Here is a 21,683-nt window from a genome sequence, read left to right on the forward strand (position 1 = left end):
AGTGATAATGACGTTTAAAAAGCTGTTAGTGAGTGCCATGATTGCAGGTGCAGTAGCACCAGCCTACGCACAAGACGAGTTTGTTGTTCAGGATATTGAAGTTAAAGGGTTACAACGTGTCGCTTTAGGTGCTGCGTTAACTTATATTCCGGTTAGGGTGGGTGATGAAGTGAGTGAGTTACAGATTCGTAGCGCCATTCGCTCACTCTACTCTTCGACTCACTTTAACTATATTGATGCACGGAGAGATAACGATACGTTAATTTTCACCGTCAGTGAGCGACCAACCATTGCTGAAATTACCTTTGAAGGTAACAGCGATATCAAAGACGAGCAGCTTGAAGAGAGCTTGCTTGATAATAATATTGTTACTGGTGAACCTCTGGATAGAACGACTATTTCAGGCATAGAGAAAGGTCTGGAAGATTTCTATCATAGTGTTGGTAAATATAATGCATCGGTGGATATACAAGTTGTTGATTTGCCGCGCAACCGAGTTGAGTTGCGTATGAACTTCGACGAAGGCGACGCTGCTGAAATTGCACAAATTAATATTGTGGGTAATAAGGCGTTTGCCGATGAGCAACTTCTTGATGCTTTCGAACTTCGCGATGACCTCCCGTGGTGGAACGTTATTGGCGAAAAGCGCTACCAGAAACAGCAGTTAAGTGGTGACTTAGAGACTTTAGAGTCTTTTTATCGGGACCGTGGGTATTTGCGTTTCCAGGTTGAATCAGTTCAGGTTTCTATGACACCCGATCGTGAAGGTATTTATATCACCATCAATGTTAAAGAGGGTGATAAATACAACGTAAGCGAAACCGATGTTATTGGGGATCTAAAAGGCCACGAAGAGCTAGTCAGCCGAATTGCGACTATTGAAGAAGGTACCCTCTATAACGCCGCACAGGTGACTTATATCGAGGATATGATTAGCCGCTTTTATGGTCGTTACGGTTATGCTTACCCTGAAGTTCGGGCCATTCCAGAACATAATGACGATGACAAAACGGTTAAAATTACTTTCTCGGTAGAACCGGGTAAGCGTGTCTATGTACGTCACATTAATTTTGAAGGTAATGGTGCGACAAAAGACCGGGTGCTTCGTCGTGAAATGCGCCAACTGGAAGGTGCCTGGTTATCTGACAATAAAATTGAACAAGGTAAGGTTCGTCTTGAACGTCTTGGTTTCTTTGAGACAGTTGAAACATCAACTGAGCGAGTCGAAGGCAGAGATGATCAGGTTGACGTGACCTATAAGGTGAAAGAGCAGCCATCGGGCTCCTTTAACGCCGGCGTTGGTTATGGTGACTACTCAGGTTTGCAACTTAATGCGGGTGTTCAGCAAAATAACTTCCTGGGCACTGGTAACAGAGTTGGATTTAATGTCAGTACCAGCCGCTTTAATAAAAACGTTAACGTTTCCTATACTGACCCGTACTTCACAATGAATGGTGTTAGCCTTTCAGGACAAGTGTATATGAGTGAGTTTGATGCCGGTCAGGCGGAAAACTTAATTCGTTACAATCAGAGAACCTTTGGTGTTTCAAGCGGTGTAGGCTTCCCGGTTGATGAAATCAACAGCTTTAACTTTGGTATTGGTTATAAAAACCAGGAAGTAACGAACGTTGACGGTTATGAGCAAATACGGAAATTTTACTCCGCATACTTAAACCGGGAGAACCCTGACGACGGTGTCGCTTTCGATATTTATGAGTTTAATATGGGCTGGTCCCGTGTAACCTTAAATAGAGGGCGCTTTCCAACTAGTGGTTCTTCTCAACGCGCTGGCATTGAGATCTCTGCGCCGTTTAGTGATGTCCAGTATTTCCGGACGAACTATGAATATAAACATTACTACCCACTAACGCGTGACCAGCAATGGACATTCCTGACACGCCTTAACCTAGGTTATGGTAATGGTTATGGTACAGATGACAGAGGCAATGATTACTTATTGCCATTCTGGGAGTCTTTCCGAGTTGGCGGACAGGGCGACTTACGTGGTTTCGAAGCTAACACTGTTGGACCACGAGCTATTTACAGTTCTGCAAGCCAGCTACCGGCACCACCAGACGTAACCGGGGCGCCAAATGGTTTGCCATCTGGCTCAGATTCACAACAAGTTCAGGTGAGCCGCTTTGCCGTTGGCGGTAACGCAAAAGTTGTCGGGGGGCTTGAGCTTATCGTACCGACACCTTTTGTCGATGAAGGTATGCGTAATAGCGTAAGAACAAGTGTCTTTGTTGACTTCGGTATGGTCTGGGATACAGAATTCGACTACGATAGGTATAAAGACCTGCAGCTGGCTCAGGGAAGTCAGCCGTTAACGGATTACAGTTCGCCAGGCGACTTCAGAGCTTCAGCGGGTGTATCCGTTCAATGGATATCACCAATGGGTCCGCTGACCTTTTCTCTGGGGCGGGCTCTGAAAGAAGTTGAGGGTGATGAAACTCAAGTGTTCTCGTTTAATATCGGAACCACATTCTGATAATAATAATTAAATATTAGTAACAAAATTTGAAGGAGTTTTACCTTGAAAAAGTTAATTAAATCTACAGCTGCAGCTGTTGCTGTTTCAACAGCACTTTTTGCAGGCGCCGCGCAAGCACAGCAGAAAATTGGTGTGGTCGATATGATGGAAGTATTCCAACAGCTACCACAGCGTGAGCAAATTTCAGAGCAGTTACAGAACGAGTTCCAGGATCGCTTTGAAGAAATGCGTCGTCTTGAGCAAAAGGTTCAGGAATTGCGTCAAAAGCAAGAACGTGATGCGTCAATTATGTCTGCGTCTGAAAAAACTCAGCTAGAGCGTGACCTGGAAGAGACTATCTCTCAGGCTCAGCTAAAAAGCAAAGCGCTTCAGGAAGACACCCGTCGTCGCCAAAACGAAGAGCGTAATAAGTTGCTTGGCAAGGTACAGGATGCAATTACTGCAGTAGCTGAAGACAAAGACTACGATATGGTTCTTGAAAGTAACGCTGTAACTTACATGAAAGCAGATAACGACTTGTCTGGTGCGGTTGTCGAGAAAATGACCTCAGGTAACTAATCTATGACTGAGTACACATTGCAGCAGTTGGCTGACCATGTGGGTGGGGAGGTGCGAGGAAATGCGCAGCTCCCCATTTTGCGCGTGGCGACCTTGCAGTCTGCTACTGGTGACGCTATAGCTTTTTTGGCAAATAGTCGTTACAAAAGTCAGCTAGAAACTACGTCTGCCGGGGCGGTTATTGTCTCCGAAAAAGACGACAGTGATGCCGTTAATAACGCAATTCGGGTATCCAACCCTTATGCTGCATTTGCCAAAATTGCACAGTTATTGGATACCACGCCTAAGCCTGCGAAGGGCGTGGCTGATTCCGCGAAAATTGCTGAATCAGCAAGTATTGGTGTTAACGTTAGTATTGGTGAATACGTCGTTATTGAAGACGGGGCCATCATTGGGGATAACACCAGTATTGGAGCTCACTGCTATATTGGAGCTGAAACACAGCTTGGTTCTGGCTGTACGCTCTGGTCGGGAGTAAAAGTTTATCACCGTTGTGTTATTGGTGATAACTGTCTATTTCATGCGGGGGCGGTTATTGGAGCTGATGGCTTTGGTTGGGCGCCTGAAAATGGTAAATGGTTGAAAATTCCCCAACTGGGCCGTGTTGTTATTAAAGACAACGTTGAAATTGGTGCTAGTACTACGGTTGACCGTGGTGCACTCGATGACACCGTTATTTCATCGGGTTGTATCATTGATAACCAGTGCCAGATTGCTCATAACGTATTTATAGACGAAGACACTGCTATTGCCGGTTGTACGGTTTTAGCCGGTAGTTGTCATATCGGTAAACGCTGTATGATTGGTGGTGCCTCAGCCATTAATGGTCATATTAGCGTATGTGATGATGTGCAAATCATGGGATTTGCTATGGTAATAAAAGAGATCACTGAGCCAGGTGTTTATGCGTCAGGTATACCTGCCAGCGGACACCGTGAATGGCGGCGTAATGGTGCCAGGTTCCGCCAATTGGATGATCTCTTTAAGCGTGTAAAAGAACTGGAAAAACAAGCTGACAATAACAACTGAGTAAGGTGAAAGGTTTGAAAATTACGGAATCAGGGTTTGATATTCAAGGGGTATTAGATTTACTTCCCCATCGTTATCCGTTTTTATTAATAGACAGAGTTATCGAGACAAACTCGAAAGACTCTTTGCACGCGATAAAGAATGTCAGCTTTAATGAACCGATGTTTAATGGCCACTTCCCGGGCAAACCAATTTTCCCGGGAGTTTTGTTGCTGGAAGCAATAGCTCAGGCCTGTGGTTTACTCGGTTTTAAAATTACAGAGAGTAAAAAGAGCGCAAACGACTTATACCTATTCGCTGGTATTGATAACGCGCGTTTCAAGCGTCAGGTTATCCCGGGCGATACAGTAGACTTTTATGTCACCTTTGAAAAAGAACGCCGTGGTATCTGGAAGTTTACCGGGCGTGCCGAAGTTGATGGCGATGTCGCCTGTACTGCTGAAATTATCTGTGCAAGAAGAGAAGTTTAAGTGATTCACGAAACCGCAATTATTGACCCGAGCGCAGAGATTGGAGCCAATGTCAGCGTTGGCCCATGGACAGTCATTGGTCCAAATGTTGTTATTGGCGATAACTGCGACATTCGCTCGCACGTTGTTTTAAAAGGCCCTACGACCATTGGGAAAAACAACACTATTTATCAGTTTGCTTCTGTTGGCGAGGATTGTCAGGATAAAAAGTACGATGGTGAGCCAACTGAATTAGTGATTGGCGATAATAATGTATTTCGTGAGTCCGTAACCATTCATCGTGGCACCGTGCAGGATGACTCGCTCACCAAGATTGGCGACAACAACTTATTTATGGCATATGTGCATGTGGCACATGACTGTGTAATAGGTAACGACAACATCTTTGCCAATCAGGTTACTTTAGCCGGGCATGTTCATGTCGGGGACTGGGTTATCCTCGGAGGTATGACGGGAGTGCATCAGTTTTGCCACATTGGTTCACATTCATTTGCTGCAGTTAATTCTATTGTGGTTCAGGATATTCCTCCTTTTGTTATGGCGCAGGGACATAATGCTAAACCCAGAACCATCAATGCAGAAGGCTTAAAGCGCCGAGGTTATACTCCTGAGCAAATTCAGAATGTGCGCCGGGCATACAAAATATTATATCGCTCCAGTCTGACAGTAGAAGAAGCATTGGAAGGTATTACTGCATTAAATGAACCGGCGCTTGACGGCTTCACTGCTTTTGTAGAAAACAGTTCACGAGGCATTATTCGTCCGTAATGAATAGCAAAAAGCCGCCGAAAATAGCCATTGTTGCCGGTGAGCACTCGGGCGATCTTCTAGGGGCCGGGCTTATGCAGGCCATTTCAAAACGTCATCCTGGTGCAAGCTTTATTGGCGTCGGTGGTCCTTTAATGGCAGCGCAGGGCATGGATTCTTACTTTCCCATGGATGACTTAGCCGTTATGGGGATAGCCGAAGTCGTACAGCAACTTCCTAAGCTGTTACGACACCGGAAAAATTTGGTGCACTATCTTATCGAAGAACAACCCGATGTAATGATAGGTATTGACGCTCCGGACTTTAACCTGACGGTTGAAACTCGCCTTAAGAATGCCGGTATAGCAACGATTCATTATGTTAGTCCATCGGTATGGGCGTGGCGAGAAGGGCGTATTAAAGGCATTAAGAAGGCAGTAGATCATGTACTGTGCTTGCTGCCTTTTGAAAAGGACTTTTACGATAAGCACGGTCTCCCGGCGACTTTTGTCGGCCACCCTCTGGCCGATGACATCCCAATGCAATGGCAGCAGACTCCAGCGAGAAAGGAGTTAAAACTCGAACCTGAAAGCGAGTATTTGGCTATTCTGCCTGGTAGCAGAAAAGGTGAAATTGCCCGTATGGCGCCTGTATTTTTGCGAGTTGCCAAAAAAATAGCAGAGAAGTATCCGAACCTTCGTTTCGTGGCACCGATGATAAGCGACGCTCGTGCTGAGCAGTTTCAGGAACTCATTAAGCAATACAGTCCAGAATTGACCATTGCGCTTCCTGTAGGCGAAAGCCGTAAGGTTATGGCGGCATCAAATTACCTGCTGCTGACATCGGGAACTGTGGCGCTTGAAGCATTACTTATTAAACGCCCTATGGTGGTAGCTTATCGGTTCCACTGGTTGTCTTATCAAATTATTAAGCGTTTATTCCATGCGCCGTTCTTTTCATTGCCGAACCTTTTAGCGGGCAAAGAAATTGTGCCGGAACTCGCTCAGTCAGAGGCGTCTGAAGAAGGTATCGAGCAGGCCTTAGTTGAGTTAATCGAGCAGGACAACACCGCTTTGCTTGAACAGTTCAAAACTATCCATCAGCAGTTGAAAGTCTCAGCCAGCGAAAAAGCGGCTAATGTTGTAGACTCCTTTCTATAGTTCTATTTTTTAGAAATAAAACCTGAATTCAATGCGCTAATAATTCCAAAAAATAGACCTTATTATAGGGGTATCTAAACAGGAGGAATTTATTATGGGTTTATTAGTGGATGGTCAGTGGCACGATAAGTGGTATGACACTAAAAAACATGGTGGGCGCTTTGTGCGCAGCGAATCACAGTTTCGCAGTACAGTCGCTAAAGGTACCGAGTTTGAGCCCGAATCCGGCCGATATCACCTTTACGTTTCTTATGCCTGCCCCTGGGCTCACAGGGCATTAATTTTTCGCAAGTTAAAAGGTCTGGAAAATCATATCGATGTCTCGGTAGTACATCCCTTGATGTTGGAGAATGGCTGGAAGTTTTCTGAGCCTCCTCTTAACGAGCCACTCTATGACGCTGACTTTCTCTATCAAATTTATCTGAAAGCAGATCCCGAATATACGGGACGAGTTACTGTACCAGTGTTATGGGATAAGAAGACCCAGACCATAGTCAATAACGAGTCAGCGGAAATTATACGAATTTTCAATTCTGCGTTTGATGAGCTGACCGGAAATACTCTGGACTTTTTTCCGGTGAGTAAGCAAAAGCAGATAGAAGAAATTAACGAGTGGGTTTACAACGACATTAACAATGGTGTTTATCGTAGCGGCTTTGCGACCACGCAAAAGGCTTACGAAGAGGCTTACCAGTCTTTATTTGCGGCACTGGATAAAGTCGAAGACATTCTCAGTCAGAGGCGTTACCTTGCCGGTGATGAACTGACAGAGGCGGACTGGCGATTATTTACAACTTTGGTTCGCTTTGATGCGGTTTACTTCGGTCACTTTAAGACCAATAAAAAACGCATTGTCGATTATCCTAATATGTGGAACTACTTGCTGGAGCTGTATCAACACCCGGGTGTGGAAGAAACGGTCGTGATGGATCATATAAAAACTCACTATTATGCCAGCCATACTACAATTAACCCGACTCAGGTGGTGCCTAAGGGCCCTGAAATCGATTTTCATCAAACACATAATCGGGGTCAAAATGGAGGTAAAAAATCATGAGCGCTATTTTGGCAAAACACCGGGGCATGCCGGCTCAGGACGGTGCAGGGGTTAAGCTTACCCGCATTATTAATCAGCCGGGTTTGAAACATCAGGATCCATTTTTAATGTTGGACGAATTTCGCTCGGATAATCCCGATGACTATATTGCAGGCTTTCCACCTCATCCGCATCGCGGATTTTGTACTTTGACTTATATGCTGGCCGGAACCATGGAGCACAAAGACTCGGTTGGCAATACGGGCGCAGTAGAGGCCGGTGGCGTACAATGGATGAAAGCAGCTAAAGGCATCATACACGCTGAAATGCCGAAGCAGGTTGAAGGTCTGATGTGGGGCTTTCAGCTATGGGTTAATTTGCCATCTGACGAAAAAATGAGCGAGCCTGATTGGCATGACTTTCCATCGGCGATTATTCCCGAAGTAAAAAGTGATGATGCTCTTGTCAGAGTTATTTCGGGGCAATATGAGCAGCAAGAAGGTCCGGTCAGAGCGCCCGGGCGTGATTTCTTAATGCTGGACGTACACTTAGGGAAGAAAGACTTTAGCTTGCCTTCTCAGGGACAAAAACGTCGCTTACTCTATGTTTATCAGGGCGGTTTAACGGTTAACGGAGAGCTCGCAAAGGAAGGTGAGTTGCTCGTGCTTGATCCGGCGGACACGTTAACGTGCACTGCTAACGAAGGTGCACGATTTATTCTACTGGCTGCAAAACCCATCGAAGAGCCGATTGCTCAGTATGGGCCGTTTGTCATGAATAACTCAGGTGAGATTGAACAGGCGATAAAAGACTACCAGGCAGGGACTCTGGCAGCCAATCAAAAGCTAAGTTAGCGCAGTTCTAATGCTTCAGTCTGCTCCAGTAATCGCTCATAGCGGTTACTGTGGCTGCTGGAGAGCTGCAGCCCCTCTAACACTTTAAAACAATGGTCACATTCTTTTTTCAATAACTTTCGTTCTGCGTTAGGAGTCTCTTCGATAAAGCGCACGGCCGCCTGGATAAAGTTAAGTGCAGCGCCACTATTCATTGGAGCCACCTCCATCGCTTCACGGAACAGCTCTAATGCGCGACTGTAATGACCTTCCTGATAAGCTTCAGCACCTGCTTTGTGCACTTTAAAGAAGGCGTCCTGCTGCTTTTGAGCGGCGGCAAGTCTGGCTTGCAGGATTTTAGTGGTGTAACTGTCAAGTAGCAGGTTGTCGTCTTTATACGCGGCAAGCGCATTGGCTTTTTCGTACTCGCCGACATCCAGAAGAACTGCGATAACGTCTGGTAGTAAATCTTTATTAATGGGTTGGTTCGTTGCCAGATTTTCCCCGACAACTTCGTTTAAACGCTGTTGGGCTTCACGTAAACGACCGTTAAACGAATCAATTCGTGACAGTAAAATGGCTTCTAAATCTTCAAATGAAATATCGGCATGCAATAGATGCTCATCGTAACGGGCTCGCTGAAGCTCCATCGTAGCTTCGGTTTGGTACTTACTAATCTGCTGTGGCGTGTCGCTGTGTTCAGCTGCATCAAGAATACTGCGCAAGTAATTACATAAGTGCTGTGCATTACGAAAGACCGATTTTCGTGCTATTTGCAGAACGTTATTCATGGCTTGCTTGGCTATATCAAAGTCACCATTGTCGCGTGCTATGTGAGCCAGTTTGGTTTGTCGCTCAATAGAAAAGGGCGCCATGGTTATTGCATCGCGTGCACTTTCCAGTGCCTCTTCAAGCTGTTGTTGTTGCAGGTAGCATTCGGTTTTTAAATCATGGGCCTCAATGGCATTGGGCATACGCTTAATAATATGATTAAGAATATTAAGCGCTTCTTCTGGTGAGTTTTGCAGCAGTCGGGTTTCCGCCAGCTTTAGAAACACCCAGCTATGGGAATTTTCTTCCAGCAGATCTTTAATGGCTATTTCGGCTTTATCCAGTTGCCCGGTTTTATTGTACAGCTCAATTTGCAGTTTTCGGCAGTAATTGCTGTAACGGCTGTTTGACTGGATGTGTTTCTGGCAAGCGCTAATGCAGGCTTCATAATCGTGTTTAGTCAGAGCTTTAAATACATCTTTTAACCACATGCGACGCTTGTAGGCACGCATTAAACGAGAGCGCAAAACACGATGGGAAAAAGGCTTCATCAAATAGTCGTCTGGTTGCAGCTCCAGCGCGCTTAAAACCATTGGACGGGTATTGTCGCCGGTAATAATAAAGAACAGGGTGTGCTCTTTCATTAAACCGCGAACCTGAAGCTCTTCCAGAACCTGTCGGCCATTTCGACCTCGGCCCAGATTATAGTCTACCAACAGAATATCGTGCGGGTTTTTGATGTAGGCAGCAATGCCCGCTTCACCCGTTGTCTTGATTTGGACGTCTTTTGCCCCCAAGTTTAACAGCAGGCCTTTGAGCATAACCTGAAAGGGCTTCTGGTCATCAATCAATAACACTCGTTTATCATTGAGCTCTAAGGTTTTGTCCATTAGTGTCAAACAGTATCCTGATAGTATTCAATACCGACAGCATACTGGCTAATTTCAATAATGTTAAGCGGCAACGGAGGCTGATGTGAAAGCAATTCAGATTTCAGAGCAAAAAGTGACATGGAAAGACGGTATTAATTTAAGCGAGCCGCGTGCAGATGAGGTTCAGTTGCGTGTTTTAAGCGCCGGGGTTAACCGCGCAGATCTAATGCAAATAGCAGGGAAGTATCCTCCGCCTAACGGCGTATCCGATATTCCCGGGTTAGAAGTCTGTGGCGTTATAGAGCAGGTGGGCAGCCAGGTTTCCGACTGGAAGACAGGGCAACGTGTTAGTGCCTTACTAGCCGGAGGCGGTTTTGCAGAGCGGGTCAATGTTTCGGCAAAACAACTGCTGGAAGTGCCGGATGACTGGAGTCATGAAACCGCAGCTGGCTGGCTTGAGACTTTTGCTACTGCTTATCTCAATGTTTTCCAGTTAGCCGGGCTAAAACAGGAAGAGCGGGTATTGGCGCATGCCGGTGCCAGTGGGGTCGGAACCTCGCTAATACAGTTGTGCCGTGAAAGCGGTAATGACGTTATTGCCGTCGTAGGCAGCGATGAAAAATCACGATTTTGTCTGAACCTCGGCGCGAAGCATGTAATTAACCGATATCAGCAAGACATTGTTGAAGAAGTTAAGGCGCTGGGAGAAGTCGATGTCATCCTCAATCCGGTTGCCGGCGAATCTATCGCAAAAGACCAGCAGTATTTAAAGCAAGACGGTCGTATTATTTTGATTGGCTTAATGGGCGGTCGTACGGGAGAAGTTGATTTCGGGCGAATGCTAATGAAGCGTCAGAAGCTTATGGGCTCGACGTTGCGGGCGCTGTCTTCAGTACAAAAAGGTCATATTTTAAACGGTTTATGGCATGACTTTAGCGATAAGTTTAAAACCGGCAAAATAAAACCTATTATCGATCAGGTTTTTACAGCTGATGATATTCAAAAAGCGCTGGACTATGTTGCGGCGAATAAGACGCAGGGAAAGGTAATACTGAAGTTGGCCGAGCAGTAGTAAATGGTGGAGGGGGCAGGATTCGAACCTGCGAAGGCTGAGCCGTCAGATTTACAGTCTGATCCCTTTGGCCACTCGGGAACCCCTCCACTCAAGTGGCGCGTATAATAACAGTCTTAGCTTAGCTGTAAAGAGAAAACTTAAACTTTTAGGACTTTGGCCGATACAGAACTATCGGTAATTGATAATCCAGAGTCTTAATGAGTCAAGTTTCTGCTGTTCAGAACAATGCCGCTCATTTTTTTGAGCAACACGCGAGCGAAGCCGTTAACCACGGTTTCTCCGGTGAGTTCGCTTATTGGGTCTCGGCACTCGGTGCTGACCCGGTTGTCTCTGAACGCCCAACTGAGGTGAATTGGCAGCGCTCTATCGGTGCAGGCAGGGCAAGACCTTTAGATGTTCAGCCAGGTGCTGTGATGGCCTCAGGCGTTTATGCAACCGTAAGCCAGCTGTCGGACTTTAAATTACAGGACGCGACTCATCCTCAACCCCTCATTCCGGATGCAACGCCGGATCGTTTGCCTTTAGAGCTGATTCAGAACCTGGACTGGAAAGTACGGCAGCGACTTGAGAAGAAAAAGCAACCTCAGGCTGATGACAAAAACGACTACCGACACAAAGGGCCCGCCGGTCTTTACGATGTGCTGCAAAAACTGGGAATTACCCACTAAGCTTTTTATTGGTGTTAAAGAGTTCCCGAGAACCTCTCTATATTGCATAATGCTGTTACCATTTCGCAAATTCGATAAAACATGAAGCAACTGCGCCCAGAGGACGAAGATCGTATTGACGCCTTTACTGAGCATTTGTGGCTGCATCATGGTTCCAGCGAAAACACTCAGGCGGCTTACCGTAGCGACTTACGACGTTTTTGTGAGTACCTTATACCCTCGAAAAAATCGCTGATGGACACCGATGAATTAGTACTTCAGGACTACTTGCTTTGGCGCAGAACTCAAGGGCTCTCGCCAAGAAGCACATCGAGATTTTTAAGTTCGGCAAAAAAGTTTTTCCAATTTGCGGTAAAACAGCAATGGGTAGCGGTTGATCCAACTGCGCGCCTGAAGCGTCCTAAATTGCCACAGAGCATTCCTCACTCATTAAGCGAAGCTGACGTTGAGTCGTTATTGCAGCAGCCTGATACAGAAACTCCCATTGGCCTGCGTGACAGAACCATGCTGGAAGTGCTTTACGCTACGGGGTTAAGGGTAACGGAGCTTATTCGTCTGCAGTATGACCAACTGAGCCGCCAGCAAGGCTTGGTAAGGGTTGTTGGGAAGGGAAATAAAGAGCGTTTGGTGCCTTTGGGTGAAGAAGCACTGGAATGGTTAGACACATACTTAAAGCATGGTCGCCCAGCGATAACGGATAAAAGTAGTCCCTGGATATTCGTGACGCAAAGAGGTTCGTTACTAACGCGTCAGGCATTTTGGTACCGTTTGCGGCATTACGCAGAGGAAGCCGGAATTTATGCTCATTTGTCGCCCCATACGTTACGGCATGCATTTGCCACGCATTTGCTGAACCATGGCGCCGATTTGCGCGTATTACAGCTACTTTTGGGGCATAGCGACTTGTCGACCACTCAAATTTACACCCAGGTTGCACGCGAGCGTCTGCAGGCCTTGCATGCTCAGCATCACCCTCGCGGTTAATTGCATTTTAGCCGTTAAAAGGGTAGGGTTCGGACAGTTAATTTACGAGGTTATTATGCGCAATTTGATGTTTGTATTAGGGTTTGCGGGGCTGGCAAGTGTCGGCTTTAGTACCAGCGCTGTTGGTGCTGGACAAAATGAAGTTGATGCCCGCCATTTGAATAAAATTGGTATTGAGGTGTTGTCGACCGCGCCGGGTGAAATAGACGGTTATGTCCGTGCTGTTACTAATCAGGGTATGTTTTATGTTTCTGACGATGGTACGCGCTTAATCAGTGGAAATGTTTTCGATATTACCGGTAAAGAGCCTGTTAATTTAAGCGAAACCGCAATGGCCAATGTGCGCTTAAAAATGCTGGAAGGTTTCACTGATGACATGATTGTTTATCCGGCAGAGAACGAAAAATATGAAGTTACCATTTTCACCGATACAACCTGTGGCTATTGTCAGCGTTTGCATCAAAACATGAGCAGTTATCATGCTGAAGGAATTACCATTAAATACTTAGCCTTCCCTCGTGGTGGTATGAGTAGCAAAGGTGCGCGTCAGTTGCAGACCGTCTGGTGTGCTGATGATAAAAAAGCAGCCATTGCCGCCTTTAAAGATGAAGAAAGTTTTAGCGGCAGCTCTAACTGTTCAAATCCGGTTGCTGAGCATTATCAACTGGGTAAATCCTTTGGTGTAACCGGTACACCAGCTATTATCCTGCCGGACGGACGTATGGTGCCTGGCGCATTACCGGCCTCAAGATTAGTGGCTGAAATCAAAAAAGGTGAGTCGCAGTAATTCATGAGTGACTATGAAATACGTCGTTATCAGGTTGTTGACGATGGTTTTCTGCCGCAGCAAATGCCTCCTTTGTTGCGGCAAATTTATGCACGGCGCGGAGTTCGCAGTGCGGACGAATTGTCTCTTAAAGCTTCAGGGCTTCTTCATTTCTCTTCGCTGAAAGATATTGCTAAAGCTGTTGAACTGCTTCGAACTGCATTAAAAAAGCAGCGACGCGTATGCATCTGTGGTGACTTTGACGCTGATGGAGCGACCAGCTCGGCGCTGATGGTTTCCGCTTTGCAGGCTTTTGGCTTAGAAAAGGTTGGTTACCGTGTTCCGAACCGAATGACAGACGGCTATGGGCTTTCTGTTGCTATGGTAGAACAACTGACCGCAGACAACGTCGATCTTATTATTACTGTTGATAACGGCATTGCGGCACACGACGCCATCTCTCTTGCGCGGGATAACGGCATACAAGTTTTGGTAACCGATCATCATTTACCTCCGGCGGAGCTTCCTCTTGCTGACGCCATTGTTAACCCAAACCAGCAGGGTTGCGAGTTCCCAAGTAAGAATTTAGCCGGGGTTGGTGTTGCATTTTACGTGTTGCTGGCGTTGCGCGCAGCGTTAAGAGAAGAAGGCATAGAACCTTTACCGAATCTGGCAGACTGGCTTGATCTTGTGGCTTTAGGCACTGTCGCCGATGTCGTACCGCTGGATTATAACAATCGCGTATTAGTGCAACAGGGTATAGCCCGTATTCGTAAAGGTATGAGTCGCCCCGGAATTAAAGCGTTGTTGGAAGTTTCCAACCGTGACGCGAGTCAGTTGGCAGCCAGTGATTTGGGGTTCGCCCTGGGGCCGCGTATTAACGCTGCAGGCCGGTTAGACGACATTGGGCTCGGAATAGAATGTTTATTAGCGGGTGAGTCCCGGGCAAAGCAGTTAGCGCAGCAACTTAACGATTTAAACCAACAGCGTAAGTCTATTGAAACGGAAATGCGTGAGCATGCCGAAAGTGCAGTCGCGAAATTACGTTTTGACCAGGGGCAGGTACCGGATTTAGTCACCCTGTATCAGCCAGACTGGCATGCTGGTGTTATTGGTATTGTTGCGGGCAGGGTAAAAGAGCAGGTGAACCGCCCGGTTATTGCATTGGCGAATGACGATGACAATTTACTAAAAGGCTCGGCGCGTTCGGTCAGTGGCCTGCATATGCGTGACTTATTGGAGCGTATTCATAGTCTGGAGCCTGGCATTATGGAACGTTTTGGCGGACACGCTATGGCAGCGGGGTTAACGCTAAAAAAAGTGAACCTAACGCGGTTTTCCGAACTGGCTGAACAAGTCGCATCCGAATGGTTATCGGAAGAACAAAAGCAGCGGGTATTCTGGTCAGATGGTGAGTTGACTGTACCGCAGTTGTCACTCGACAGTGTGAATACTCTGCAAAATGCAGGTCCATGGGGGCAGCAGTTTCCTGAGCCCATGTTTGACGGGCAGTTCGAATTGGTTGACCAGCGGATCGTTGGCGAACGCCATCTAAAATTGGTGGTGCGTCATCCTCAGGGGGAGTTGTTAGACGGCATCGCTTTTAACGTTGATACACAACAATGGCCAGCGCGGCAGGCTACGGTTGTTGAACTTTTATACAAGCCGCAACTTAATCACTTCCGCGGACGCACAAACGTCCAGTTGTTGGTGGAGCAAATCCGCGCAATACGTTAAACTACGCCCCTTTAAAATAAACAGAATTAGGTAGTCGCATGTTTGAGACCAACGCAACCTACAATAACATTAAAGATATGCGTGAGCGTAGCAATGCGCTTAGGGGGTATCTTTGACTACGATGCTAAGTTAGAGCGTCTGGAAGAAGTTACCCGTGAAATGGAACAGCCCGATGTCTGGGATGATCCACCAAAAGCGCAGGCGTTAGGTAAAGAACGTGCCGCATTAGAGCAAGTAGTAGAAACTCTGGATAAACTTCAGCAAGGTCTGGATGATGTAGAAGGCCTCGTCGATTTAGCTGTAGAGGCTGATGATGAAGATACCTTTAACGAAGCTCAGGAAGAATTATCAGGCTTAGAAAAACAGCTTGAAAACTTAGAGTTTCGCCGGATGTTCTCAAAAGACAATGACTCTGCCGACTGTTATCTGGATATTCAGTCAGGCTCTGGCGGAACCGAGGCTCAGGATTGGGCCAATATGTTACTGCGCATGTATTTGCGTTGGGCTGAAGCGCATGACTTTAAAGCGGAAATTACTGAGCTGTCAGAAGGTGATGTTGCCGGAATAAAATCAGCAACGGTGCGTGTAGCCGGAGAGTACGCTTATGGCTGGCTAAGAACCGAAACTGGTGTTCATCGCCTGGTTCGTAAATCACCTTTTGACTCAGGTAATCGTCGGCATACATCTTTTGCATCGGTATTCGTTTATCCGGAAGTTGACGACGATATAGACATTGAAATTGATCCGTCAGATTTACGAGTTGATACCTATCGTGCTTCTGGCGCAGGTGGTCAGCACGTTAACCGGACTGATTCCGCCGTTCGCTTAACACACGAACCGACAGGCATTGTTGTACAATGCCAAAGTGACCGTTCGCAGCATAAGAACCGTGACTCAGCAATGAAGCAGCTAAAGGCAAAATTGTATGAGTTTGAGTTACAGAAGCAGAACGAAGAGAAGCAGGCACTGGAAGACTCGAAAGCAGACATTGGCTGGGGCAGCCAAATTCGTTCATATGTTTTAGATGATGCACGTATAAAAGACTTACGTACCGGCGTTGAAAACCGCAATACGCAAGCCGTGCTAGACGGCGCTTTAGACCCATTTATTGAAGCCAGCTTAAAAAGCGGGCTGTAAGTTTAATTTAAGTATCCCGACAGAGGAAAATCGATAATGACTGATAAATCGCAAGCACCCGAAGTAGACGTAAACGAACAGATCGCGCAACGAAAGGCGAAACTGTCGGCGCTTCGCGATAAGGGTATCGCATTCCCGAACGATTTCCGTCGGGACTCGTTAGCGGCCGACTTACATGCAGAATACGATGAAGTGAGCAAAGAAGAGCTGGCTGAAAAGGGCATTCGTGTCAAAGTTGCCGGCCGTATGATGACCCGCCGTATTATGGGTAAAGCGAGCTTTGCCACCATTCAGGATATGAGCGGGAAAATTCAGCTTTATGTTGCCCGCGACAATCTGCCTGAAGGTTACTACAACACTGAATTTAAAAAGTGGGACTTAGGCGACATTATTGGCGCGTCAGGTACGTTGTTCATTACCGGTACCGGAGAGCTGAGTGTTCAGGTAGACGACATACGCTTGCTGACTAAGGCATTACGCCCATTGCCAGACAAGTTTCATGGCTTAGCCGATCAGGAAACACGTTACCGCCAACGTTACTTAGACCTTATTACTAATGACGAGTCACGCAGCACTTTCGTGGTTCGTTCTAAAGTTATTGATTACATTCGTCGCTTTTTAAGTGAACGTCAGTTTCTGGAAGTGGAAACGCCTATGATGCAGGCAATTCCTGGCGGTGCGGCAGCGCGTCCATTCAGTACGCATCACAATGCGCTGGATATGGAACTGTTTTTACGTATTGCGCCGGAACTTTATCTGAAGCGTCTGGTGGTGGGTGGTTTTGAAAAAGTTTTTGAAATTAACCGCAACTTCCGAAACGAAGGTTTATCGACGCGTCATAACCCAGAGTTCACAATGTTGGAGTTCTACTGGGGCTATGCCGATTATCACGACCTGATGGACTTAACCGAGCAAATGTTACGCGGAGCGGCTGAAGCCGTGCTGGGTTCCGCTCAGTTTACCAGTCAGGGTGTTGATTACGACTTCGGTAAGCCATTTGAGCGTATGACGGTACTGGAAGCTATTCTCAAATATATGCCGGAAGTGAAGGTCGAACAACTGAACGATCTGAACAGCGCGACAGAAATTGCTGAGCAGGTAGGTGTTAACGTTAAGCCTTCCTGGGGCCTGGGTAAAATTCAAATTGAGATATTTGAGACGGTTGCAGAACACCGCTTAATTCAGCCGACCTTTATTACCGCATACCCGGCAGAAGTATCACCGCTTGCTCGTCGTAACGATGACAATCCATTTGTCACGGACCGCTTTGAGTTTTTTGCCGGTGGACGAGAACTAGCGAATGGTTTCTCTGAGTTGAATGACGCAGAAGACCAGGCTGAGCGCTTCCGTGAACAGGTTGAACAGAAAGAAGCGGGCGATGACGAAGCGATGTTCTACGATGAAGACTATGTTACGGCTCTTGAGCACGGCATGCCCCCAACAGCGGGCGAGGGTATTGGTATTGACCGTCTGGTGATGTTGTTAACTGATTCAGCCTCTATTCGTGACGTACTTTTATTCCCTCACATGCGCCCAAAAGCCGACTAATTTAACCGGCTGAAAAGTGAATTTAATGCGCATAAAAAAACCCGGCTAATTAGCCGGGTTTCTTTTATCGAAATCAAAAAGCTGTGCTTAGTGATCTTCGCCTTCAGTATGCACGTGACCGTGCTCAAGTTCTTGCTCAGTTGCTTCGCGAACTTCAACAACTTCGACGTCAAAGTTCAGGTTAACACCAGCTAATGGGTGGTTACCGTCAACAGTCACTTCGTCGTCTTTTACTTCAACAATAACGACAGACTGTTCGCCTTGATCCGTGCTTGCACGGAACTGCATGCCAGGCTGTACTTCGTTGTCGCCGAATAAATTGCGCGGTACAGTCTGGATTAAGCCGTCATGGCGTTCGCCATAAGCTTCTTCTGGCTTAACTTCTGCGGTAAAGCTATCGCCAACTGATTTGCCTTCCAGTGCATTTTCCAGACCAGGAATCAGCATGCCACGACCGTGGATGAAGTTCAGTGGGCTGCCATCTTTAGACTGGTCCAGGGTCTGGCCATCTTCCGTTTTAACGGCATAGTTAATAGCCACGACTTTGTTTGGTGCAATGGTTTCGCTCATAAGTTTAACCTAATTGATAAGGCAGTGAGTGTATTTCCAGAAGACTTGCGTCGTCATCCCGAACCCGAATAGCTGTGTCAGCGTCTATATCGCTGGGTAAAACAGCTAGTAAGTCCACGTGGGTGTCGGTGCGGTTCACTGCCATAATGACCGTACCTGCACGACGCCAGTTATCGCCAATGGCTTTCTCTAATTGCATACCCGGGGTAACTTGAGCCGTTACTTTACCTGATAAGCGAAAGAGTGCCCGTTTCTGTTTGCCCAAATACTTCATTCGGGCAATAGTCTCCTGGCCGATATAACATCCTTTGTCAAAACTGATTCCATCCCACGCCTGCAAATTCATCATTTGCGGGACAAACGCCTGGCTGTTTTCAGACGTAAGTTGTGGGCGAACCCGTTCAATTTCCAACGCATCCCAGTAGGGTTGCGAATAATCCGTAGAAATTGGTTGTTGGCTGAGTAACAGATATTGGTCGGGACTTGTCCCAACCTGCATTACCCGGCCATCAAATTCTGATGCAACGCTGGCTGCTTTATTGCCAAAAACACCTGCAATGTTCCAGTCGTCACTGACATCTTCAGCTGTAATTTTACTAAACACACCGTATTTCTTTAATTGTGCCAAAGAGCCTTCAATTGCACTGCGATGCATAATCAGCAATACGGCATCGGCTTCACGACAAAGCCAAAAAACGCTAAAGGCTTTTCCGGTTTGATCACAATGTGCGCCATATAACCAATTATCCTGGTCGAGTTTGCGTAAATCACATGTCAGCTGACCCTGTAAAAAACTGTCAGCATCTGCACCGGAAACAGAAAGGATACCATAATCCGTCAGTTGAACGGAAAGGCTGTCCAGATTTGCGTCACTAAAATGCTGTGTTAACTCAACCACAATGACTCCTTATTAAATGGCTTACGTGGTAATATTAGGGCACATTATCGAATTACAAGGGCAATTGCTGCGGAGATTTTATGTTGCCGTTAAAACAATCGGAAGAAGCACTTAAAGACAAGCGTCGTTTACGTTGGGCCTGCCGCCGGGGAATGCTGGAGCTGGATGTATTATTTGAACCTTTTGTCGATCAGGCTTATGACGAATTGAGCGAAGAGCAGAAAGCGGTATTTCGTCGTCTGGTTACCTGCGATGACCCGGATCTTTTTGCCTGGTTTATGGGACACCAGAAGTGTGAAGATGAAGAGCTCGACGCCATGGTTCAGTTTATGCTGTCACGCGTCAAAGTGTGAATCCTGCTCATTTCTTTAATTTACAGCGGCCAATGGGGACACTGTCGGTTTCTTCATGTGGCCGTTATTGGTGGTGGCAACAGCAGCGCTGGCAGTTTTTTAGTAAAGCGTTGGTTATTGCTGGCTTGTTGGTGCTTTTACCTCTCACCCGTAGAACTGAAGCGAACAAAGAAGTACGCCACTGGCTATGGATTTGGTGGTTTCAGCTGCCGCAGGCGCAGCAATTTAAATTGCGACGCCAACTGCAGCAGTTGTCTGATTATTAACACTCAAGAGCTAAGCCTGGGTGATTAACTTAGGAGAGAGTACGGTTGGCTTTGTTTCAGGCAAAGTTTCAGGATAATCGAGTGTATAGTGCAAGCCTCGGCTTTCTTTGCGACTCATAGCACTTCTTACGATTAACTCAGATACCTGAACCAAATTTCGTAATTCAAGCAGGTTATTACTCACCTTAAAGTGAGAGTAGTATTCGTGAATTTCACGCTGTAACAACTCAATGCGATGTAACGCGCGCTCCAGCCGCTTGGTAGTGCGGACAATGCCGACGTAATCCCACATAAAGAGGCGTAATTCGTGCCAGTTATGCTGAATAATGACTTCCTCGTCAGAGTCTGCGACCTGACTTTCATCCCAGCCCGGTAGATGGGTCAACGCTTGTCGCTGTGACTGTTTCGACAAAATATCTTTAGCCGCGGCACGAGCGAAGACCAAACACTCCAGTAACGAATTACTGGCCATGCGGTTTGCGCCGTGCAGGCCAGTACAGGCAACTTCACCAACTGCATAGAGGTTCGGTAAATCGGTGGCAGCATTCATGTCTGTCTTTACACCACCACAAGTGTAATGTGCAGCGGGCACCACAGGCATAGGTTCTTTACTGATATCTATCCCAAGCGACAGGCATTTTTCCATAATAGTGGGGAAATGATGCTGGATAAACTCTTTAGGTTTATGAGAAATGTCCAGGTACATAGAGTCGGCACCCAGACGCTTCATTTCGTAGTCTATAGCCCGGGCGACGACATCGCGGGGTGCCAATTCTGCTGACTCGTGAAAGTCAGGCATAAACCGGCTGCCATCCGGACGCTTAAGTAATGCGCCTTCGCCACGCAAGGCCTCTGTGAGTAAAAAACTTTGTGCGTTGGGGTGAAACAAGCAGGTTGGGTGAAACTGATTAAATTCCATATTAGCAACCGAGCAACCTGCACGCCATGCCATGGCTATACCATCACCGCTGGCAATATCTGGGTTACTGGTATATTGGTACACTTTACTGGCACCGCCTGTTGCCAGAACAACACAGCCAGCAGCGACAGTTTCAACTTGTTCTTTGGGACGGTTCCAGATGTAGGCACCGTAACAGCCGGCAGGTTTCCCAATGCGTGAGCCGGTAATTAAATCAACGGCATTGTAACGCTCTAAAATGGTGATATTAGGGTGTTCTAAAGCCTTTTTCTGCAATGTTGTCTGTACTGCCTTGCCGGTGGCGTCAGCGGCGTGCAGAATCCGGCGGTGACTATGCCCACCTTCCCGGTTTAAATGGTAGGTAGGGCTGTCATCCTTTGATTGCACCTGATCGAAGCCCACTCCGGCATCTATAAGCCATTGCAGACTTGCACGAGCATTTTCTGTGGTAAACTTAACCGCTTCGGGGTCACAGAGGCCCGCGCCGGCTATTAAGGTATCTTCGATATGGCTTTCGATACTGTCATTTTCATCGAAAACAGCTGCGATGCCGCCTTGAGCATAAAACGTTGAGCCTTCTGTCAGCGGGCCTTTGCTTAAAACGGTGACTTTTAAATCATCGGCCAACTGTAAAGCGGTGGTTAAACCCGCGGCTCCCGAACCAATAATCAGCACATCGCATTGATAATTTGCAACAGGTTCCATAAAGTACTCAATGTGAATTTTGAACGATTTTACGCATTTGGCGATATTTTTGCGAACTTTTTACATGCGGTCCTGTCACAGTCAGTA

At 46.8% G+C, this 21,683-nt stretch carries 21 protein-coding genes and 1 tRNA gene; 17 read left to right on the forward strand and 5 right to left on the reverse strand.

Annotation, left to right across the window (positions count from 1 at the left end; translation table 11 throughout):
• Nucleotides 1-7: 7 nt before the first annotated feature.
• From bamA to ACP7FG_RS00595, 8 genes are all read left to right on the forward strand, one after another.
• On the forward strand, nucleotides 8-2,491 hold the full coding sequence (gene bamA, locus ACP7FG_RS00560) for an outer membrane protein assembly factor BamA (RefSeq protein WP_439225205.1): 2,484 nt from the start codon (nucleotides 8-10) through the stop codon (nucleotides 2,489-2,491).
• Nucleotides 2,492-2,536: 45 nt separating this feature from the next.
• Complete coding sequence (locus ACP7FG_RS00565) at nucleotides 2,537-3,052, forward strand: OmpH family outer membrane protein (RefSeq protein ID WP_224797305.1); 516 nt, start codon at nucleotides 2,537-2,539, stop codon at nucleotides 3,050-3,052.
• 3 nt (nucleotides 3,053-3,055) lie between these two features.
• Complete coding sequence (gene lpxD, locus ACP7FG_RS00570) at nucleotides 3,056-4,081, forward strand: UDP-3-O-(3-hydroxymyristoyl)glucosamine N-acyltransferase (protein WP_199494880.1); 1,026 nt, start codon at nucleotides 3,056-3,058, stop codon at nucleotides 4,079-4,081.
• A 14-nt stretch (nucleotides 4,082-4,095) separates the two neighbouring features.
• Complete coding sequence (gene fabZ, locus ACP7FG_RS00575) at nucleotides 4,096-4,551, forward strand: 3-hydroxyacyl-ACP dehydratase FabZ (RefSeq protein WP_054488152.1); 456 nt, start codon at nucleotides 4,096-4,098, stop codon at nucleotides 4,549-4,551.
• Nucleotides 4,552-5,319: an acyl-ACP--UDP-N-acetylglucosamine O-acyltransferase gene (lpxA, locus tag ACP7FG_RS00580; protein WP_054488150.1), complete on the forward strand. Its 768-nt coding sequence runs from the start codon at nucleotides 4,552-4,554 to the stop codon at nucleotides 5,317-5,319.
• Complete coding sequence (lpxB, locus tag ACP7FG_RS00585) at nucleotides 5,319-6,458, forward strand: lipid-A-disaccharide synthase (RefSeq protein WP_439225206.1); 1,140 nt, start codon at nucleotides 5,319-5,321, stop codon at nucleotides 6,456-6,458. Before lpxA ends, lpxB begins: the two co-directional genes overlap by 1 nt.
• A 94-nt stretch (nucleotides 6,459-6,552) precedes the next feature.
• A complete protein-coding gene (locus ACP7FG_RS00590; RefSeq protein WP_439225207.1) occupies nucleotides 6,553-7,515 on the forward strand; it encodes a glutathione S-transferase family protein in 963 nt (320 codons plus the stop codon).
• Nucleotides 7,512-8,348, forward strand: coding sequence for a pirin family protein (locus ACP7FG_RS00595; RefSeq protein ID WP_439225208.1), 837 nt, complete (start codon nucleotides 7,512-7,514; stop codon nucleotides 8,346-8,348). Before ACP7FG_RS00590 ends, ACP7FG_RS00595 begins: the two co-directional genes overlap by 4 nt.
• Here the strand turns inward: ACP7FG_RS00595 and ACP7FG_RS00600 are convergent.
• A complete protein-coding gene (locus ACP7FG_RS00600) occupies nucleotides 8,345-9,988 on the reverse strand; it encodes a response regulator (RefSeq protein ID WP_439225209.1) in 1,644 nt (547 codons plus the stop codon). The two genes, ACP7FG_RS00595 and ACP7FG_RS00600, sit on opposite strands and share 4 nt — an antisense overlap.
• 85 nt (nucleotides 9,989-10,073) lie before the next feature.
• Here ACP7FG_RS00600 and ACP7FG_RS00605 point away from each other — a divergent pair, with 85 nt between their 5' ends.
• Nucleotides 10,074-11,042, forward strand: a complete 969-nt coding sequence (locus ACP7FG_RS00605) for an NAD(P)H-quinone oxidoreductase (protein WP_439225210.1) — start codon at nucleotides 10,074-10,076, stop codon at nucleotides 11,040-11,042.
• 4 nt (nucleotides 11,043-11,046) lie between these two features.
• Here ACP7FG_RS00605 and ACP7FG_RS00610 read toward each other — a convergent pair.
• A tRNA-Tyr gene (locus tag ACP7FG_RS00610) sits at nucleotides 11,047-11,131 on the reverse strand.
• 111 nt (nucleotides 11,132-11,242) lie between these two features.
• Here ACP7FG_RS00610 and ACP7FG_RS00615 point away from each other — a divergent pair.
• The 6 genes from ACP7FG_RS00615 to lysS all read left to right on the forward strand — a co-directional run bounded on the left by ACP7FG_RS00615 (nucleotide 11,243) and on the right by lysS (nucleotide 17,885).
• Nucleotides 11,243-11,713, forward strand: a complete 471-nt coding sequence (locus tag ACP7FG_RS00615) for a VC2046/SO_2500 family protein (protein ID WP_222235453.1) — start codon at nucleotides 11,243-11,245, stop codon at nucleotides 11,711-11,713.
• An 81-nt stretch (nucleotides 11,714-11,794) separates the two neighbouring features.
• Nucleotides 11,795-12,697, forward strand: a complete 903-nt coding sequence (gene xerD, locus ACP7FG_RS00620; protein ID WP_054488138.1) for a site-specific tyrosine recombinase XerD — start codon at nucleotides 11,795-11,797, stop codon at nucleotides 12,695-12,697.
• 55 nt (nucleotides 12,698-12,752) lie between these two features.
• On the forward strand, nucleotides 12,753-13,484 hold the full coding sequence (dsbC, locus tag ACP7FG_RS00625) for a bifunctional protein-disulfide isomerase/oxidoreductase DsbC (protein ID WP_439225211.1): 732 nt from the start codon (nucleotides 12,753-12,755) through the stop codon (nucleotides 13,482-13,484).
• A 3-nt stretch (nucleotides 13,485-13,487) separates the two neighbouring features.
• Entirely contained in the window at nucleotides 13,488-15,200 is a 1,713-nt protein-coding gene (gene recJ, locus ACP7FG_RS00630; protein ID WP_439225212.1) for a single-stranded-DNA-specific exonuclease RecJ, read from the forward strand.
• A 38-nt stretch (nucleotides 15,201-15,238) separates the two neighbouring features.
• Nucleotides 15,239-16,337 (forward strand): peptide chain release factor 2 gene (gene prfB, locus ACP7FG_RS00635; RefSeq protein WP_224797314.1). Its coding sequence is split into 2 segments (ribosomal slippage): nucleotides 15,239-15,313 and nucleotides 15,315-16,337, totalling 1,098 coding nucleotides; the frame shifts between segments, so codons are not numbered across the junction.
• Nucleotides 16,338-16,373: 36 nt separating this feature from the next.
• Nucleotides 16,374-17,885, forward strand: coding sequence for a lysine--tRNA ligase (gene lysS / locus ACP7FG_RS00640; RefSeq protein ID WP_054488136.1), 1,512 nt, complete (start codon nucleotides 16,374-16,376; stop codon nucleotides 17,883-17,885).
• 87 nt (nucleotides 17,886-17,972) lie between these two features.
• On the opposite strand, the gene slyD is transcribed toward lysS, so the two are convergent.
• Both slyD and ygfZ read right to left on the reverse strand, forming a co-directional pair.
• Complete coding sequence (gene slyD, locus ACP7FG_RS00645) at nucleotides 17,973-18,455, reverse strand: peptidylprolyl isomerase (protein ID WP_439225213.1); 483 nt, start codon at nucleotides 18,453-18,455, stop codon at nucleotides 17,973-17,975.
• Nucleotides 18,456-18,459: 4 nt separating this feature from the next.
• Nucleotides 18,460-19,353, reverse strand: coding sequence for a CAF17-like 4Fe-4S cluster assembly/insertion protein YgfZ (ygfZ, locus tag ACP7FG_RS00650; protein ID WP_439225214.1), 894 nt, complete (start codon nucleotides 19,351-19,353; stop codon nucleotides 18,460-18,462).
• An 80-nt stretch (nucleotides 19,354-19,433) separates the two neighbouring features.
• Between ygfZ and ACP7FG_RS00655 the strand changes: the two genes are divergently transcribed.
• On the forward strand, nucleotides 19,434-19,706 hold the full coding sequence (locus tag ACP7FG_RS00655; RefSeq protein WP_054488124.1) for a succinate dehydrogenase assembly factor 2: 273 nt from the start codon (nucleotides 19,434-19,436) through the stop codon (nucleotides 19,704-19,706).
• Nucleotides 19,703-19,972, forward strand: coding sequence for a hypothetical protein (locus ACP7FG_RS00660; protein ID WP_439225215.1), 270 nt, complete (start codon nucleotides 19,703-19,705; stop codon nucleotides 19,970-19,972). The genes ACP7FG_RS00655 and ACP7FG_RS00660 overlap by 4 nt, the downstream gene beginning before the upstream one ends.
• Nucleotides 19,973-19,982: 10 nt before the next feature.
• Here the strand turns inward: ACP7FG_RS00660 and nadB are convergent, their stop codons facing one another.
• Entirely contained in the window at nucleotides 19,983-21,596 is a 1,614-nt protein-coding gene (nadB, locus tag ACP7FG_RS00665) for an L-aspartate oxidase (RefSeq protein ID WP_439225216.1), read from the reverse strand.
• Between the last annotated feature and the right edge of the window lie 87 nt (nucleotides 21,597-21,683).

This window comes from Idiomarina sp. ST10R2A5, from assembly GCF_051842325.1.
Classification (GTDB): Bacteria; Pseudomonadota; Gammaproteobacteria; order Enterobacterales; family Alteromonadaceae; genus Idiomarina; species Idiomarina abyssalis.